The organism is Actinomadura macra NBRC 14102 (assembly GCF_001552215.1).
GTDB classification, from domain to species: Bacteria; Actinomycetota; Actinomycetes; order Streptosporangiales; family Streptosporangiaceae; genus Spirillospora; species Spirillospora macra.
In genome coordinates, this window is sequence record NZ_BCQT01000016.1 from 20126 (window position 1) to 37165 (window position 17040).

Below are 17040 nucleotides of genomic sequence, written 5' to 3' on the forward strand. Positions count from 1 at the left end.
GCACGTGCACCTGTACGCGACTATGTAGATCAGCCTGTTCGCCGACACCCGGACGACCCTTAGTTCAGAGAAACCACTGGGACGAAGTGGTTGCGGCGAAACCACTCGATCTGCTCCTCCACCCCGCCTTCTCGCGGGCGCCCTCGATCCCGGGGCGGCAGTAGAAACTGTCGACGCCGTAGTGGGAGCAGAACGCCGTCCATCGCTCGGTCTCCACCCGCTGCCGGATGAAACCCAGGATCTGCGCAGCCACGGCCTTGAGGTCGTCGTAGCGGATCTTGCTGAACGGCCCCCGCCCAGCACCTCGAACGCATGGACGTGTCCCCCGAAGAACTGATGTTCCCCCCGTTGCACGGACTGCTTTGATGTTGCCCCGGTTTCTCGAACCTGGCTGCGATGGCGCGGAACTGCTTGAGTTTGGAGAAGCAGCGTTCTACCAGGTTGCGGCGTTTGTACAGGGTCGAGTCGAAGGCCGGTGGCCGTCCACCACGGTGGCCCCTGCGCCGGCGGTTGGCGATCTGCTCGCTGCGCTCGGGGATCACTCAGCCGATGCCGCGGCGGCGTAGGTAGTCGCGGATCCGTTGTGCCGAGTAGCCCTTGTCGCCCAGCACCCTGCCGGGCCGGGTGCGGGGCCGTCCGCCGTGGGGGCGGGCGATGCGGATCTGCTCGATGACCTCCTCGAAGACGACCGAGTCGTTGACGTTGCCGGCGGTGAGGTGCACCACCAGCGGCAGGCCGCGGCCGTCCACGACCAGGTGCATCTTGGTGGTGAACCCGCCCCGGGAGCGGCCCAGCGCCTGGGCGGCCTGCCCGCTTTGGTGATCATCGCGATCATCGTTGTCGAGCGTCCCCTGGCCGGACCCCCTCTTTCCGCGCTCCGGCGGCGTGCTGGTGAGCGCGGGCCATCGAGGAGTCGATGGCCACCACATCCAGGTCCAAGACCGCCAGCGCATCATCCCTGACCTGCAGGTGTTCCAGCAGGCGAGCCCAGGTACCGGCCTGATCCCAGCGCTTGAACTGCTCATAGCAGGTCTGCCAGGGCCCGTATCGCTCTGGAATATCGCGCCATGGAGAACCAGTCCGCAACCGCCACAAGATCGCGTTGATCACCTGCCGGTGATCCCACCACCGGCGGCCCCGGCCGTCAGCAGGCGGCAGCAACGGCTCCAGCTGCGCCCACGCCCGATCGGTCAACTCACAACGACGCACCACAAACAATCATTCAAGCGGACCGAAAGCACCGATGTGATCATTTATCAGTCATCGCCTAGGGCAACCTTGATCATTCCGGATAATCCCTCTTCTCCCGGCCTCACGCCGGGAGAGGCATCCGGATCCGGCACAACGCCACGGGCACCCAGCCCTCCCAAATGCGCCTCTATGTCCATAAATCCGCCCAAAAGTTCCCCTACGCGGCCGAATATCCACATTGGATCTATTAACATGACCACTAGATCGTGCTACATTGAGCAGCTCTCCCGATTTCTCTTCCTTGGGAAGATCGATGGGTTTGGTGACCGTTCCGAGGGACAATGGAAGCGTGATCATCCTGGAGACGGACAGAGCTTTGGACGGGCCCGTTGTAGTGACCCAGCCTAGCCCCGGAGATGGTATGCGACAGCCAGTTGATCGACGTGCGTCGATTCAACATCAGCAGCGATCATTCCACCACTGCGCGCGCCGAAGCACCGCCATCGACGAGGATCACAAGTCATCGCCAGCGCCTACACCCGATAGCCAAAGCGTCGTATCCGCGCCACTGGTTACAAACACAATGGCCATCCATTTTTAGAGGCGATTCACTCCGCCGTACCACAAGAGGCGATCAATGACTAATGAAGGTCAATTCAACCAGGACAAGGCTTATTATGATCACCAGTCGGAGACAACTCGTCCCGTAGGCCCGATGGGAAGCGCCACACGCTATCTCTGTGCAGCCGTCTATCTGGACGATCGCATCCGACACAAGGTGCTCTGGGAGTTCATCCACCACAAATTTCGCTCCATTGCTCCGTCCTATGACGGTTTCGATCTAGCGCCAGTCCTGGAGCACTGCCTAAGAGCTCGCCGGATCTCAATCATCCGCGACCTAGCCTTTGTTGCGCTGCTGATTCTTTTCCTCTGGTTGAAGCCGATATCCGTCATCTTTCTTGTAGCGTTCGCGACGCCGTTTGCCGTATTCTCATTAGTACAATCTCGACCGTCGATACTTGGGCGGCCTATCGGACCTGCCGCTACGACAATCTTGAGTTTAATTGTGCTTGCGTGCTCTTCCTTCTTGGTGGTCCTGGCCGCAGGATATACAGCTACCAGTTCATTTACTCAGATCAAGCAAATATTTCCGAGTTTGTCGGAACTCTGGCTCGGCATGCTAGGAATTGCGCTTCTGTATCGTGCCTATATCGTCATTCTATTACGCCGGGACCTGGCGCCAGGCACAAAACCGCCCAATCCAAGCAAACCAGGCTCGAAGGTTGGCGAACATATCGCTTGGGCGGCAAGCGCCCAGTTCGGTAATGTCACCCTGCATGCTAGGGCAAACCCCTTCATCGGCGCCGGCGATCCCGGTTCTCCATTGGCCACTTCTTGGTCGTTCACTATCGATCTTGATCGGCCTCGATCAGAAACCACACCGGTGCAACCAGTGGACCCATGGGAACTTCAGCAGTACATCCGTCGTAGCATCGAAGGCATGGGGCTCGGCGCCGCGCAGAGATCTGATGTCGAGGACCGGGATGGCACTGCTGCGTCCGCCCAGTCGGCCGAGCGGATCACGGGTCTGAGGCCTGAATTCCACGTGATCGCATATGGTAGATGCCCGCAATACGAACGCCTCGTCGACACGGAACACGCTACTCAGGCAACTGCGAAGCCGAGCACCGGAGGCAGCCATCCCCTGATCGACGATTGTGATGTCCCATATTCACTGGCCTCGGATGCGATGTGCGAGGATCTGGTCAGAAACCCTCATCCGGAGCGGCGCTGTTATCAGCGGGTGGTCTTAGGCATCCATGAGGCGGCAAGCAAAGAGCAGGGCATCGTCGCGCCTGCTGAAAGTCATGAAATCGTTGTTTCGGCCTACATTCACGTCGTGGTCGAGGGGAGAATGCTCTACACAGATTTCGTCGCAACGGTACTGCCCCCAGTTCTTGGATGTTTCCGCATCGTAGACGAGATACCTGCTTATAGTAGATGGCAACTTCTGGAGTCTGTTTGCGGCCTTCAATGGCCGGGACTTCTGGGAGATGCTGTCCTCGCGCCCTTCCGAGTTGTCCAGAGTCTCACAGTGATGGCGCTCGGTGATATTATGGCCGCAACTCCAGCCGCCAATAGCAAATTGGTCTTCGACTATGGGGCGCGGGTGAGTGCACGTGAGCTCGGTTCGCAGACTGGATTCACCACATACTCTCAAGTCCTGGACGCGCACAAGTACATCAGCATGATCACACAGCGAATGAACAGCGCGGTACTTGACTACCTGAAAACGTGCGAGGTGGATACATCTAGCTACAGTGAGCAGATGACCCAAATCACCAACATGTACGTACAGGGAAACAACTATGGTGTGATGAAAACAGGACCCGGCCACGCCACACAGAAACTGGAAAGGAACTCCCGTGCATGACGTCAATATTACGGTCGGTGGACACAATAGTGGTTCAATACACACCGGAAAAGGAGACGTCACCCAGCACCTTGGTTCGATCAGCGTAGGCCCTCGTCAGGTGACCCAGGAGATCGGCACACACAAAAGTGGAATTGACGACGCGCGACTGGCGGTCACTCGGCTGCTGAGCGAACACTACGGTATCTTGAAAGAAGGCGCGCAAGCCAAAGACGATCTAGCAGAGATCGGAAGGGAGATCGTCAGCGCCCATCCGAATCACGACTCGGTCGTCAACGCCCTCACGCGACTTGCTCACCGAGTGAGTGCCAACGGTGCGTTGGCCATTGCTGTCAAGGACCTTGCTGGCGAACTTGGCGTAGCGTTCCCGCAGGGGGATGTATCGCCTTAGAGACGAGCGTTTTTTCACAGGTCGTCCAACAGTACTCTACCGGCAGCAGCGAGTTGAGAAGTGGCAGAACTCGTGTATCGCGCGTGGGCTGGGCCTCTAAAGCCTGTCGCGTAAGTGTCCGGGATCTTAACCGAACGATCTCGGCGTGAGAGTGGTAGTCGATGGCCGTGATGTAGTTACTGCTCGCCGTTCCCTGAAGGCTGCCTGCTGGCTTGCCCGTCTACCTCAGCGCTCAGGACCCCTGCGTGCTTGGCCCAAACAGCAAGGGCGAACCGAATAGTGCTCTCCCGTGTGGTAGCGCCCGTCCCCGACTGGTGGGGCGGGCATAGTTCGGCGGGCGCGGCTGGGCCGTGCGGATTGCCCGTACGGACCTCGGCGACCGTTGCGCACCGCGCGATCATGCAGCTCAGGGGTGGGAGACGAACATGCCTTGTCTCATTTCTCTCGACGAATCAAACTCCATCCGATCCGGGGCGCGTCAGTTGGAGTGCAGGGAGTGGGGGTTGGTGCCGAGGCCGGTGTGGTGGGCGCAGAAGGTGAGGATGTCGGTTTGGAGGCCGAGCCAGAGGGTGTGGGCGCGAGGGCCGTGGCCGACGCCGTTCTCGCAGCGTAGGTGTATCGGTTTGTCGGAGGTGGTGGCGTGTTGCAGGGCAGCGGTCATTTTGCGGGTGTGCAGGGAGTTCACGCGCGGGTCGGTGCGGGGGCAGGTGAGCACAGCGGGGTAATGGGTGCCGGGGCGGATGTGACGGTAGGGAGAGTAGGACAGCAGGGTGTCGAGTTGTTCGGGGTCGTCGGGGCTGCCGAACTCGTCGGTCCAAAGATGGCCGAGGCCGAAGCGGTGATAGCGGGCCATGTCGGTGACGGCGTCGGAGATAACGCGGCGGCGTACAGCTCGGGGTGCTGAGTGAGAGCGGCCGCGGCCATGAATCCGGCGTGGGAGGACCCGAGGATGGCCAGTTGGTCGCGGGTGGTGTGGCCGTGGTCGATCAGCCACCGCGCGGCGGCGATGAAGTCGGCGATGGCGTTGGGTTTGTTGGGACCGCTGCCGGCGGCGTGCCAGCCGGTTCCGGCATCGCCGCCGCCGCGCACGCAGGCGATGGCGTAGTTTCCGCCCGCTTTCACCCATGCGGTGATGGCCGGAGAGTAGCCGGGCGGGGTGCTGGCGCCGAACCCGCCGTAGGCGGTCAGCAGCGTGGGCCGAGGCCCCGCCGGCGCGAGAGGTGAGCCGGGCTGGCTGGGTCGCGCGGTGGGGTCGGGGGGTGATCAGGTGCATGCGCACCTGGGTGCCGTCTTCGGAGGTGTAGGTGACCTGGTGGACCAGCGGGCTGTGGTCGGGGCGCCGTGCTCGTTTCGGCCGGGCGTCGCCGGGCCCGCGTACGTCGGATGGCTCGGGCCCGGCGGGCGCGTTTGGTGTGTCGGGCAAGCAGCGGCGTTGGGTCACATCGAAGCGGTGGACGGCGGGCGGGGTGGTGAAGTCGGTATAGGCGAACCAGGTACTGGAGCCGCCGGGTGGAGTGGTCAGGCGGGAGATGGGCCCTGGTCCGGGTGCGGTGATCTCGGTCAGGAGTGTGCCGTCGCGGCCGTGCAAGCTGAGTCGGGCGCGGCCGTGCTGGGTGCGCAGCAGGAGCAGGCGCAGTCGGCCGGTGACAGGTTCGGTTAGCAGCGCACAGTCGGAAAGGACGCGCCCGCTGGTCTCGGCGACCACGGTGTGCCATACCTCGGCGTGCGGCCGGTCGGGATCCACGCGGCACAGTCGCCCGTAGGGGCGGCGGAGTCGGTGATGGCGTAGATCGACCCGTCAGGGGCGAATTTCAGCGCCGCCCGGCTGCCGTCACCGGTCCCGTCATGGATCTGGATGGGATGCAGCCGGTGCCCGGGGCGGTCGGGCAGCGGGGCTAGCCACAGTACGTTGCCTGAGGTCGCACCCGGCGCGGCGGTGATCATGATCAATGGCCCGCCGGGGGCGGTGACGACCGATAGGTGCGGCAGGTCGGTGGTGAACACCTCGGGATCGGAGCCAGGATCGGCCCCGATCTGGTGCAGCCGCACTTGCCGCCCGCCGCCGGCGGACGTGGTGAGGTAGTAGAAGCCCTTGTCATCGGCCAGCCAGGCCACCGGCGTCATCCGTCCCGGACGCAGAGGTGCCCCGGTCTGACGGCCGCGCTCGTCCAGAGTCTGCAACCACGGACGTTCGTCGCCCTGATGTGACAGCTGGCAGGCGACCAGCCGTCCGGTGGGCGAGGGTCGCCAGGCGTCCAGCGTCGTCCGCCCGGTCGAATCCACCAGCAGCGGGTCCAGCAGAACCCGCGCCTCTTCGTCGCCGTCGGCGACCATCAACGCGGCCAGTTCTCTGCCTGCACTCGCCTGCGCAAAGAACCGCCGCCTACCCCGCCAGACCGGCGGCGAGCTGAGCGGCGCGAGCCTGCTCCCCTGAACGAACGCCTCCGACAGCCGAACTGCCCACGCGGTCCTGCCTCGCCAGGTCGCCCGATGGCGCTCATACTTCTCGGCCTGATCGTCCAGCCATGCCCCGCACTCGGCGCTGCGGTCGTCCTCCAGCCACCGGTAAGTGTCGGCGACATCTCGCTCGTGCAAGCGCTCCACCGCATTGAGGCGGGGCGAGTCGCATGCCGGTCCCATCGACGCCGTTGATGCTGTGGCAGGGGTCGTGGGACTTTGCGTTGCATCGCCTTGTACGAAACCCATCGTCACCGCCTCCGGAGGGACTCTCGGCTTGGCGGGAGTCGTCCCGGTACACCGGCCGAGGCGGGGGCTCGTCAGTTCTGCTCGCCCTCCATCAACTCCAGGCGCCAGCCTTCCACCTCAACGATCTCGTCGCTGATGAGAGGGAGTCCGAGGCGTGGCAAGGGAAGCTCGTTCATGACACCTCCAGTTACATACTGTGATTCTGTTGCCACTTTCAGTGTGCGGTACGGCGCGAAGACACGCAACCCCTCCAGCACCGCCTCTGGCCCTGCGTGCACGAAGCCCGCTCCATCGGCTTGGCAGCCGGCACAGACGGACAAGGGTTCGTGACAAGGCCGAGCACCTCGCCTGGCGTCGGCTGCGGCCCAGGGGACGCCGGGTCCGGCGTCGAGCCCCGCACGGGGTGCGACCGAAATGCTCTGTACAAGGCCCGCGAGCCTTGACCGAGCAGGTTAGGCGGTCAACGGTTTACCCGACCTGGCAGCGACCATGGAATGCAGGCAAGCCACATCTCCAGCACAACTCTTGCAGATCACGTTGCTGCCGCCCCTGCGTTGCGGATCGTGCCGAGGGGCGGACGTAGCAGGACGTGGCCCGGGCGCTGGCCCACGATGCTGCGTGCTGTCATGACCGGGACTCCAGCACGCGTCGCGGGCTGACCATTCGGCGAAAACGAAACGGGACGCATAGGGCCAGATGGGTTATAACGCCAACTGATCGCATCAGCATCAGAGCAGGCCGAACCTAGGTGTCAAATCGACGACCATTCCGACGGCACCCGACAGGCGACGGCCTAGCCTGAGCCCATATGCAGTTCCGGTGGGTAAGGCTGCCGCCATCGATGGCCGTCTGGAGGGACGAGTTCTCTCAGGTGATCGTGGGTGTTGGGCACCATGCTCTTGAAGTAGCGCGTCGGCGCTGTGCGCGGGTTGGTCCGTGCCAGATACTCAAGTCCGTCGCGTCCTGTGAGATGGACGTATCCGCGCTGGCCACGGCCATGGAACAGGTAGACGGGCCGGCCCCATCCACCGGGACCGGCGGCCCTGCGGCGGGAGGCGGTGACGATGAGCCGACCGCTGTTGTGCCAGGTCGGGCCCAGCCAGGCATCCAGCCAGACCCGCCGCCCGTTGGTGATCCATCGGACGTCCCACCCGTGCAGAGTCAGCAGGCGGGCGTCAGCGTCCAGATCTGGCGGAGTTGCAGGCCGCAGGACGGTCGGCTGCGGAGAGGTGCCGTTATGCCCATCGTCCAGGATGTGCTGGCACAGGGTCAGGCGCGCGCGCAGGTGGGTGAGAAAGGTCAGCCTCGGCGCCCATTCGTCGATCGAGGCCCGGTGGCGGGCACGGATCAGTTTCCGGTCGGGCACGACCAAGGCCATGTCCATGTGGTGGGGGCCGGGCTTGATCCCGAGCTGGGTGAAGGTCTCCTCCCCCAGATCGATCAGGGCTGCTCGCCAGCGTGCGGCGAGAGCGGGATGGGGCAGATCGCCGGAGTCGCCGGCTCGCTGGACATCGCGGGCGACCAGGTTCCGGAAGCGGCGGTCGTCGAGTTCGATGAGCCTTCGGGAGCCGTGTGTGAGCGGCGGGTCGGGAACCTGCGGCAAACCCGCGCGCCGTGCGGTCACGATCCGGGCGGCCTCGACGCGCCGCTGCCGGATCGCCGACAGGCGCCGATCAGCCGACAGAGTGTCCGGGTGCTCCATGCCTAAGGAGACAGTCCTTTTCCACCAGGACAGCTGATGAGAACCTTCCTGGATCACCAGGGTCTCCTCCCATCCGCGGCAGAGTTGAGCTGACCAGAGCCAGTGCGTGACGGCGGCAGGGACCCGGTTCAGCGTCGCCTCGGCGACCACCAGGAGGCTGAAGACCGCCGTGTCCTGGCCGCAGAGCGCCTCGATCCCGGCGACGGTGATGCCGGAGTCGAGCGCGGCGACGTCGCCGGGAGTGGTCAAAATGGTCACGAATACCTCAGGCTGTTCCGCAGGGAGGCCGCGAATGCTAATCGCGTATTGGCACCCGGGTCCAGCCGGTTGCAGGTATGGGTTGCCGTCTGTGACACTAGTCGATCTTGAAATATCTGATCGCCGCAAGATCAAAGAATGTGATCATCAGGCCGTACAATGCTCGATCTTTTCATTGATCCATTCCGCGTACTCACTTCACGTGGAATCAACTGACGGCCGCGCCGTTTTGTGGAAGCTGACGATCTGTTCGGCGGACTCGCGTTGGACCACTACCTCGACGTCGACGCCGCCTTGTCCCCCGGCCCCGTCAGAACTGGACGAGGATGCCCGCCATCACGCACGGCCAGACGGCCATCGAGGGTGTCGGTAGCGGCGCTACCCCTGAGGCCGCCCCTGCCGCAGCAGTGATCTATCAGGTGGGGCGGGGGGCTCGGCGGCGGTGGCTGGTGTCGCAGAAAGGGGGGCGGCGGCTACGGTGGCACGCGCACAGCGCCACCACGAAACGATCCGAGGTCACCGTGCTCCCGTCCTCCAGGACGATCTCGACCGGCCCCTCGATCAGCACCGGCCCGCCCCGCACCACCTTCACCCGCCGCCGGTCCCGTGCCCGTACGCCCAGGGCACCTGGCCCCCGGTCACGCGGCCCTGATGTCTCGTCCCCATCCCGTCCCAGGGCGGCGATCCCCTGATCGCCGGGCAACTGCGCGTCCATCCCGCTCGCCTCCATCGCCCTCCATCACCACATTCCCGTTGTGATCACGTCCGGCCCCGCGCTGCCGCGGACGGGGTCAGGCGGCACGTTGTTCGGTGCCGCTGCCAGGCACGGGTGGCTCGTGATCGTCCGGCCGGTCGGCACGGATGACCGCGAGCTCCTCATGGCGCTGGCCTGCCCGCAGCAGGCCCTGGGCTTCCAGCGCCCCCGCCCGCGCCAGCATCACCGGGCCGAACGGTTCATGGGCGCGCGCCGCCACCGACGCCCGCAGCCCCGCCGCCTCCAGCGCCTCCAGCGTCCGCGTCACCCCGCACAGCGAGGACTGCATCACCAGCAGCGTCCCGCGGCGCGCCAGGTACTGCGGCGCCGCCGCACAGATCCTGTCCAGCAGCCACCGCCCGTCGACACCGCCCTCCCACGCCCGGGCCCGGCCCCGCAACGAGGCCGGGTCGACCTCCCCCACCACATACGGGGGGTTGGCCACGATCACGTCGAAGACCTCACCGGTCACCGGTGTGAACAGATCGCCTCGCCGCACCTGGATCGACAGCCCCCGCGCCAGCGCGTTCAACCGCGCCGCCAGGACCGCCCTCGCCGACACATCGACGGCCACCACCTGACGTGCGCCGCCCCGCGCGGCCGCCACCGCCACCGCGCCCGTCCCGGTCCCCACCTCCAGAACCCGCGCTCCCACTGCGATCGTCGACCGCCGCAACTCCCGCACCAGCAGTGCGGTGTCGGCCTGCGGCCGGTACACCCCGGGCAGCCTCACAAGCAACATTCCACACATGTACCGCCATAGCAGCACAGAAAACGCAACTCACCACCTGGTCGGCACCCCTGACCGGCCACCCGAGCGGCGCTCCGGCGGGCCGTCCTCCAGCGGATGCCGCAGCGCCGACCTTGCCGGCCGTGCACCCCAGCACCGCAGCAGGTGCGCCTCCAGCCGCTCCTCCAGCCGCCCGGTCGCCCGCAGCCCCAGCACCACGTCCCCGGCCAGCCCCGGCTCGTCGGCCAGCAGCCCCCCGATCACCTCCCGGCGCAGCACCTGCTCGTGGACGGCGTCGGCCTCGATGTGCTCGGTGTAGAACAGCATCGCGCGCGGCCCCGCCCCGAGTCGCTCCAGCGCCTGCGTCATCCGCCGCGCCGCCGGAGCCGTGGTGATCTCCGCCGCCGCGAAGTGCCCTACCAGCGCCCCTCGCAGCGAGCGCCGCAACCCGAACATCGACATCATGTTCACCGTCGCCAGCATCACCGCCGGCGCCGCGTCCACATGCGCGCCATAGCCGGAGTCCACCCCCATCTCCTCCAGCAGGTCCGCGAACAGGGTGGCATGGACCATCTCCGGGCGGCCGCCGCCGAACTCATCGAACTCCACCGCGACCAGCGCCGCCTTCGCCCGCCCCCACAACCGCGGGATCACCCACGCGTGCGGATCGGCTTCCTTCAAGTGATACACCGAACGCAACGCCGCATACTCCCGCACCTGCCACCACTGGCCCGCCTCCCGCAGATGATGCGAGACACCGGCCGCGTCCACCGGCTCCACCAACATCTCTTCCAGGACCTGCGCCACCTCAGCCGTGCCGACTGCTCCACTCACGCACGCATCGGCACGCAGAGCAGCCAGGAACCCCGCCTCCATCGCCCCGCGCAGGCCGAGCAGCCCCGGATCCCACTCCCAATCCGGATCCACCCCGATAAACCCCCGGTAATGCAGCTCAAAGCAGGTATGCAACGCCAGCTGCAGATCCTCTCCGTACGGATCTGCCGACGCCACCGCCCTCACCGGCAACGCCGTCCTCGACTGCGGGCCGCCTCGCAGGACCTCCACCACCGCCTGAGACAACGGGCCCCGCGGCTCCGGCAACACCGGCACCGCACCCCGAACCTCGTGCCCTTCCTGGACGATCATGTCCCCTCCCAGGGCAGGTAGAACTCCGAACACGGGTACCCGCTCACACGTACCCCACACGCCCGCCCCACCTCCCTGGCCTGCGAACGAACGCGCTTCCCGCGAGAAGTGCCCTGGACCGCGAGGGGAGCGTGCAGGGTCACGGCGCTGCGCCCTGCTCGCCGACGGCGTCTCCCCCTGAGTCTTGCGCTGCCAGGCGCCGACGCGACCGCCGCTGACCTGCCCCCGATCCAAGTCAGGCTCAGGGATAACTACTGCTTCGGGTCTTCCCTAAAGGGCCTGCACGAGAGCGCCGCCCGCAGGCGCGGGGCGGGCGGCGCTCGTCGTGCCGGAGGGTGAATCGGAATGCGTTCTATCTCACGACCGGCCGCTCGGGCCGCTCCCCCTCGAACGGCCCGAGCGGAAGGGTCAGGCGATCCGCTGCATGGGCACCAGAACCTCGCCCGGCTTGTGGGTGTCCATGTCGAACATCGTGAGGGCGGCGAGCGTGGGGCCCTTGTGGCAGCGGTGCAGGAACAGCATCGAGCGGCCCGCGAACATGTTGACGACCATGTCTCGCTTCTCCTCGGCCGGACAGAACACGGTGAACTGCACCGCGCCCTCGCCCATGCATCGCGCGCTTGCGAAGGGACCAGCGTCGGCCTTGAGGCTGCAGGTGATCGGCGGCTTGGGTATGTCGTCGCCCGTACCGGCGGACGCCGAGCCGATGCCGCCGGACAGTGCCAGTGCGGCTGCGCCGATGCCGATCGCGGCCAGAGCGGGTCTGCGGATCTTCATGATCACACTTCCTTGGGAGCTGGGTGGGTCGCATACGTGATCGCCGGCCTCGCCATATGCGGCCCGATTCAGAGGAGGCGGGCCTCGATTGCGGACCCACCATCGACCGTGACGGCCGCCACCAGGAAATTCCATTTCCTCATGAAAGCGCGCTATGGCCGTAAGATTGTTCTGGCTACCTGTCAGATCATGCTGAATGAGCGGCAGCGACCTGTCACATCAACGTCAGTCGCCACCCCTGATGCCGGGGTCCGGGCCACATCAGCAGGGACGGGCACCCGCCCTATCCGGCGCGACGCGGACGCAGCGACCAAGCGGGACGGAAAACCATGCCCAGCGGGCCTTTCAAGTCTTGTGATCCCGCCGCGCTCCGTGCGTTCAGGACGGGGCCTCCGACTACCCCTCATCCATGCCGGATGGATCTGGGAGCGTCGTCGGGTGGTTGTCCGGCGATGCTCGCGGGCGACGTTCTCTGCGGGGTGGGCGGGTCGGATGACGGAGGTGCAGGTCGTTGACCGGCAGTGGACGGGGGGGTGGCGTGTCCTTGACGGATGAGGGGGGGTGGGGGTGTGGGCCGGTGGTCGCCTGTGTCGCTGCCCGTGGGGGTTTTGCGGGTTTGGGGTGTGACCAGCGTGAATGTGACGCGGGTGTGGAGAGGTGGGTGGGCGGGTCGGGGGTGGGGGCATCGTTGGGTCTCAGACTCAAGTGACAAGGGGCCTGCGGGGGGCTGAGGGATGGGTGACGGTGGAGCGACTGGTCTACCGACTGTGTGCCGGTTGGGGTGGATTCATTCACATTCGGCAGGACACGCGGGAGGCGCAATGACCATCGGAGCCTATGACGCCCGGATCAAGCTGCTGGCCGTCCTCGATCAAGGAACCCCCTTCACCGCCGACACCCTCAAGGCCGGTGATGCCTTCGACGTCATCGCCGACATCGAAGTCGGCAAGGCGCTGAACGCGGTGATCGACCGGGTTCAGATCTTTGCCTCGGTGGGCAACCTCACCCAGTTCGCCCCGGTCCAGGCCCAGACCTACGACGACCCCAACCCCACGGCCGCCGACGCCCCCTACCGGGATCGGATCACGATCCCCTTCGTCGCGCTGGCGGGTGTGAACGAAGGCGACATCCTGCAGGCCAGCGCCACACTGAAGGTCACGGCCGGGATCTGGATCGACTATTCCGCCGAGACCAGCGAAACCGTCGTCGTCGCTGCCTGACCCGCGGTGGCCACCGGCCGACCACCTGACGGCCGCACACCCGGCAGCAGGCCACAACCGCCGGTGACGGTCCACCGGCATCCGCGCCGGCACCGCCCCAGTGGCTCGTCCAGGCGGCGACAGTTCCTCCAGCCGTGCGAGCGGCAGGACGAGCGACTGGGGTAGAGGGTCCCCGCGGCGCACGCCGCGGGGATCTTCATCCGACGAGCCTTCGCCTTCCGCGCCGTTCGGCGTTCATTCCTGCATCGGTGTCGCTATGGCGAGCCGTCGCCCGTCGTCCAGCACCACCGCGCACGGACAGGTCCAGTAGCTCCATGGCCTCCCCGCCGATGATCGTCGTTGTGGCGGCCCGGGGTCCCAGCGGAACCAGTTCCCGGACGGGGCCGAGGCGGTCACCCAGATCTGCCGATCGTTCCCGATGACCGCTATGAGACAGCCCGCCTCGTTCGCGGGGTCGGGAATCGTCCCGATAGCGTCGCGGATGCGCGCGTCGGCCGGACGCCCCGTGCGCCGTCCAGCGCGGGGGAGAGCACCGTCGAGTTGAACCCGCGCGCTTTGCCGGGCGCGGACGCGAGGCGCAGCGCGTTCCCCGTGAGCCGGTCGCCCGTCTCGGCTACCAGGTAGGCGCGGTCGGGGGCCTTGGGATCTCGCCAGCCAAGGCAGTCAGGCTCGTCCAAGGTGACTATACGAAGAGCTTGGGGAGGCTGGGACGCTTGGCGTCGCCCTTGGCGCAGTTGACCGAAGCAGGGCCGCAGGTCGCGTTCGGTGATCGCTCGCATAGGGTGCGAGGCTAGGTTCGCGTTGGCGTTGGCGTTGGCGTTCTGGCGCGGGCAATGGGTTCATTGCGCTCAGACCGCAACTGTCGATGCCAGTAGTCGTTTGCACAGATATCTATTATCTCGAGCCCGGGCCTTTAGGTCGAAGGTGATGGCGTCGTCGTCGCTTCGTTAGGCACGGCAGATGGACACCCGGATGGCACTGTTCGAGTACGCCGCTGATGCCACGGGCAACTACGGTCAGCCACGCTCGTTGAACCAGCCGCCTGTGGTGACGATCCCCAACGCCGTCAGGTGATGACCACAGGGCTGCGTGCGACGCGGTCGGTGAGACCGGGGACGTCGGCGATCGCCGCCCGGTGCGCCTCGGCCGCGAGCCGAGCCAGTTCGGCGGCGCGGTCGGCAAGCGGCCCACCGAGCCGCCAGGCGATCAGATGGCGCATCCAGAGAGTGGGCCCGGACAGCGCGCGCACAACGACGTCCGGTCCCGCCTTGAGAGTCGCCTGGCAGGGCGCGACCGCGCGTCCCTCCCCCACGAGGGAGCGGATCATGTCGTGCTCGGTCATCATGTGCCGGACGCGGGGCGCGAACCCGGCCTCTTGGCAGGCGGTGTAGAAGTACCCGGGCCATCCGGCCCCGTCCGGAGGCGTGACCAGCCAGTCCTCGTCTGCGAGCGCCACGAGCGGGACCTCGCTGCGGTCGGCGAGCGGATGCCCTGCCGAGAGCGCGACGGCGACGGGCTCGCTCGCGACGACACGCGTGCCCACGGCTGGGACGGCCGGAAGTTCGTGACCCGGATAGTCGACGACCGTCGCCACGTCGAGACGCTGGGACGCGAGCAGGTCCAGGAGCAGGCGCGGCGAGTACTCGGTGTGCACGGTGATCCGGATGCCGGGCATCTCGAAGAGCCGTTGCAGCAGCCCGGTGAGAACGGGTGTGGCATACCCGCCGATCCGGACGCCGGACGTCCCGGACTCGACCACGGCGCCGGTGAGAAGTTCGTCCACGGTGACCAGGACGGACCGGGCCCGGCTGAGGACGAACAGGCCGAACGGTGTCGGGCTGACGCCGAGCCTGCCGCGCCGGAAGACCTGGCCGCCGAGGGCCGCCTCGATCCGGTGCAACTGCCCGGTCAGCGCGGGCTGGGAGACGCCGACCGTGGCAGCCGCCCGAGAGAGACTGCCTGCGTCCGCGATGACGCACAGTGTGCGCAGATGGCGTAGCTCAAGCTGCACAGCACACCCACTCTCGTCATATAGACCCCGAAATATAGAGGACGGGGATGAGCTGGACGGGCGACCGGTCCATCGGAGCCAACCGTCCGCCCGGATCCGGCGGCTGCCCGCCGCTTCCGGGGCGTCTCGCTCGACCTGGAACACAACGGTTCAAGCACTCCGGCCAGCCGGCAGGCCCCTCTGATCGACAAATCCGGTCCATCTAAGGCCCTCGCCGAGAGCACAGGCGGAGGATATTTGTCGGAGATCTTCTCACCTTGTTGTACGAGCCGATCAGGATTATTGAGGAGGGGTTGCCACCATGGATGACCCGCGTGCGGATAAATTGCATTGGAGATTGCCGCAAAGATCACCTTCCGGTCACTCAGCGTTCCATAGCACCACTGTTATGCCTATATGGGATAGCCGCACAGCGACTCCTTTTCCATACTCGGGGAACCCCAAGGAGGCTCCCCGTGCATATCAGACCCCCGTTCTCCGCCCTGGCCGGGCTTGGCCTGGCCGCCTCCGCACTTAGCGTGGTCGCGGCGTCAACCACCACCGCGCGGCCCGCTCCCACTCGTGCCGAATGGCGTGAGGTGTTCTCACCGGACGGTACGATCCAGCGCGTCCACCTCAACAGGGAGGTCCGCTCCTCTCTCGCTCCCCGCTCCCAGGTTGCCGCCGCCGAAGTCATCCCGATCGAGGTCAACGGGCCGAGCGAAAGTCGCATCGACCTGGTCTTCGTCGGTGACGGTTACACCGCCGCCCAGATGAGCAGTTTCAGCGGGCACGTCCAAAGCAAGTTCCAGGAGGTCATGGCGAAAGAGCCATTCCGCTCCCACCGCAAGCAGTTCAACGTGTGGCAGGTCAACGTCGTCTCGCAACAGTCCGGCGTGGACAATGACCCGTCCAATGGGATCAACCGCAACACCGCCCTCGACATGGGCTTCTGGTGCGCGGGCATCGAACGGCTGCTGTGCGTCAACGAGGCCAAGGCGCAGCAGTACGCCTCCGCCGCCCGCGATGTTGACCAGGTCGTCGCACTGGGGAACACCACGAAGTACGGCGGCGCCGGCGGTGCCGTGGCCACCGCGTCCGGCGGGAACGCCCAGGCCGGAGAGATCGCCGTTCACGAGATGGGGCACTCGATCGGCGGCCTCGCCGACGAGTACTCCTACGGCAAAGGCGACCGTTACCAAGGCCCGGAACCGGCCGAGTCCAACGTCTCGACGTACACGAGCGCGGCCATGCGGCAGAACAAGGCGAAATGGGCACGCTGGCTCGGCCAGGCCACGCCCGATGGTGGCGTGATCGACACCTACGAAGGCGCGTTCTACCATCAGCGCGGTATCTACCGGCCCAGCCAGGACTCGATCATGCGGACGCTCGGCCGGGAGTTCAATCTCCCCGGACGCGAGGCCATGATCGCCGCGTTCTACCGCGAGACCCGTCTGATCGACGCCAGCGCGTCCGCCGCTCACGTAACCGCCCGAACGCGGCTGTGGGTGCATCCACTCAAGGCGACCGCATCCGTCCACACCATCTGGCGCGTGGATGGACACCAAGTCGGGCACGGCGATGACATCGACCTGAAGGAGTTTCGTCTGAGCAACGGCACTCACACGGTGACGGCGACGGTCACCGACACCACGCCGTGGGTGCGGAGTTCCACGCTGCGGCGTTCTGCGCTGACCGACACCCGCACTTGGAGTGTCGCGGGCTAGCCGAGCCATGAGGA

Annotated in this window: 12 protein-coding genes and 3 pseudogenes; 4 read left to right on the forward strand and 11 right to left on the reverse strand. The window is 66.0% G+C overall.

The genetic code is table 11. The annotated features are described in order from the left end of the window. Positions 1-365 precede the first annotated feature (365 nt). Positions 366-1218 (reverse strand): annotated as a pseudogene (locus AMA02S_RS40655) (IS5 family transposase); the annotation flags it as partial. A 688-nt stretch (positions 1219-1906) separates the two neighbouring features. On the opposite strand from AMA02S_RS40655, the gene AMA02S_RS42145 reads away from it, so the two are divergent. Both AMA02S_RS42145 and AMA02S_RS42150 read left to right on the forward strand, forming a co-directional pair. Beyond that, positions 1907-3625, forward strand: a complete 1719-nt coding sequence (locus AMA02S_RS42145; protein WP_157430831.1) for an AbeC-like domain-containing protein — start codon at positions 1907-1909, stop codon at positions 3623-3625. Beyond that, entirely contained in the window at positions 3618-4016 is a 399-nt protein-coding gene (locus tag AMA02S_RS42150) for a hypothetical protein (RefSeq protein ID WP_157430832.1), read from the forward strand. The genes AMA02S_RS42145 and AMA02S_RS42150 overlap by 8 nt, the downstream gene beginning before the upstream one ends. Positions 4017-4494: 478 nt before the next feature. Here the strand turns inward: AMA02S_RS42150 and AMA02S_RS44335 are convergent. From AMA02S_RS44335 to AMA02S_RS25405, 8 genes and pseudogenes are all read right to left on the reverse strand, one after another. Further along, a pseudogene (locus tag AMA02S_RS44335) lies at positions 4495-5207 on the reverse strand (prolyl oligopeptidase family serine peptidase). 301 nt (positions 5208-5508) lie between these two features. Further along, a pseudogene (locus AMA02S_RS45100) lies at positions 5509-5760 on the reverse strand (hypothetical protein); the annotation flags it as partial. After that, positions 5673-6722, reverse strand: a complete 1050-nt coding sequence (locus AMA02S_RS40665) for a prolyl oligopeptidase family protein (protein ID WP_084265581.1) — start codon at positions 6720-6722, stop codon at positions 5673-5675. The pseudogene AMA02S_RS45100 and the gene AMA02S_RS40665, both read right to left, overlap by 88 nt. Positions 6723-7515: 793 nt before the next feature. After that, positions 7516-8682 (reverse strand): hypothetical protein, encoded by a 1167-nt coding sequence (locus AMA02S_RS25385; protein WP_157430833.1) that lies wholly within the window; start codon positions 8680-8682, stop codon positions 7516-7518. Positions 8683-9097: 415 nt separating this feature from the next. After that, positions 9098-9304 carry a CDGSH iron-sulfur domain-containing protein gene (locus tag AMA02S_RS25390; protein WP_067462442.1) on the reverse strand — a complete coding sequence of 69 codons (207 nt, stop codon included), beginning with the start codon at positions 9302-9304 and terminating at the stop codon, positions 9098-9100. A gap of 169 nt (positions 9305-9473) precedes the next feature. Beyond that, the gene (locus AMA02S_RS25395) at positions 9474-10178 is read right to left on the reverse strand and encodes a HemK2/MTQ2 family protein methyltransferase (protein ID WP_067462120.1); all 705 of its coding nucleotides are present in this window, start codon (positions 10176-10178) and stop codon (positions 9474-9476) included. Positions 10179-10217: 39 nt separating this feature from the next. Then, the gene (locus tag AMA02S_RS25400; RefSeq protein WP_067462123.1) at positions 10218-11312 is read right to left on the reverse strand and encodes an iron-containing redox enzyme family protein; all 1095 of its coding nucleotides are present in this window, start codon (positions 11310-11312) and stop codon (positions 10218-10220) included. A gap of 408 nt (positions 11313-11720) precedes the next feature. Next, positions 11721-12089 (reverse strand): hypothetical protein, encoded by a 369-nt coding sequence (locus AMA02S_RS25405; protein WP_067462126.1) that lies wholly within the window; start codon positions 12087-12089, stop codon positions 11721-11723. Positions 12090-12910: 821 nt separating this feature from the next. Between AMA02S_RS25405 and AMA02S_RS25410 the strand changes: the two genes are divergently transcribed. Beyond that, positions 12911-13309 carry a hypothetical protein gene (locus tag AMA02S_RS25410; protein ID WP_067462129.1) on the forward strand — a complete coding sequence of 133 codons (399 nt, stop codon included), beginning with the start codon at positions 12911-12913 and terminating at the stop codon, positions 13307-13309. Positions 13310-13734: 425 nt separating this feature from the next. Here AMA02S_RS25410 and AMA02S_RS45105 read toward each other — a convergent pair whose 3' ends face one another. After that, a complete protein-coding gene (locus AMA02S_RS45105; RefSeq protein ID WP_084265582.1) occupies positions 13735-14088 on the reverse strand; it encodes an FBP domain-containing protein in 354 nt (117 codons plus the stop codon). Between the two features lie 287 nt (positions 14089-14375). After that, positions 14376-15320, reverse strand: a complete 945-nt coding sequence (locus AMA02S_RS25415) for a LysR family transcriptional regulator (RefSeq protein WP_067462132.1) — start codon at positions 15318-15320, stop codon at positions 14376-14378. Positions 15321-15775: 455 nt separating this feature from the next. Here AMA02S_RS25415 and AMA02S_RS25420 point away from each other — a divergent pair, with 455 nt between their 5' ends. Continuing rightward, entirely contained in the window at positions 15776-17026 is a 1251-nt protein-coding gene (locus AMA02S_RS25420; protein ID WP_218005116.1) for a M64 family metallopeptidase, read from the forward strand. The last annotated feature ends 14 nt before the right edge of the window (positions 17027-17040 follow it).

Bases quoted from the DNA above. Each gene is read 5' to 3' on its own strand.
- AMA02S_RS42145 (WP_157430831.1), top strand. From the start codon at position 1,907: ATGGGAAGCGCCACACGCTATCTCTGTGCAGCCGTCTATCTGGACGAT.
- AMA02S_RS40665 (WP_084265581.1), bottom strand. From the start codon at position 6,722: ATGGGTTTCGTACAAGGCGATGCAACGCAAAGTCCCACGACCCCTGCC.
- AMA02S_RS25395 (WP_067462120.1), bottom strand. From the start codon at position 10,178: ATGTTGCTTGTGAGGCTGCCCGGGGTGTACCGGCCGCAGGCCGACACC.
- AMA02S_RS25400 (WP_067462123.1), bottom strand. From the start codon at position 11,312: ATGATCGTCCAGGAAGGGCACGAGGTTCGGGGTGCGGTGCCGGTGTTG.
- AMA02S_RS25405 (WP_067462126.1), bottom strand. From the start codon at position 12,089: ATGAAGATCCGCAGACCCGCTCTGGCCGCGATCGGCATCGGCGCAGCC.
- AMA02S_RS25410 (WP_067462129.1), top strand. From the start codon at position 12,911: ATGACCATCGGAGCCTATGACGCCCGGATCAAGCTGCTGGCCGTCCTC.
- AMA02S_RS45105 (WP_084265582.1), bottom strand. From the start codon at position 14,088: ATGCGAGCGATCACCGAACGCGACCTGCGGCCCTGCTTCGGTCAACTG.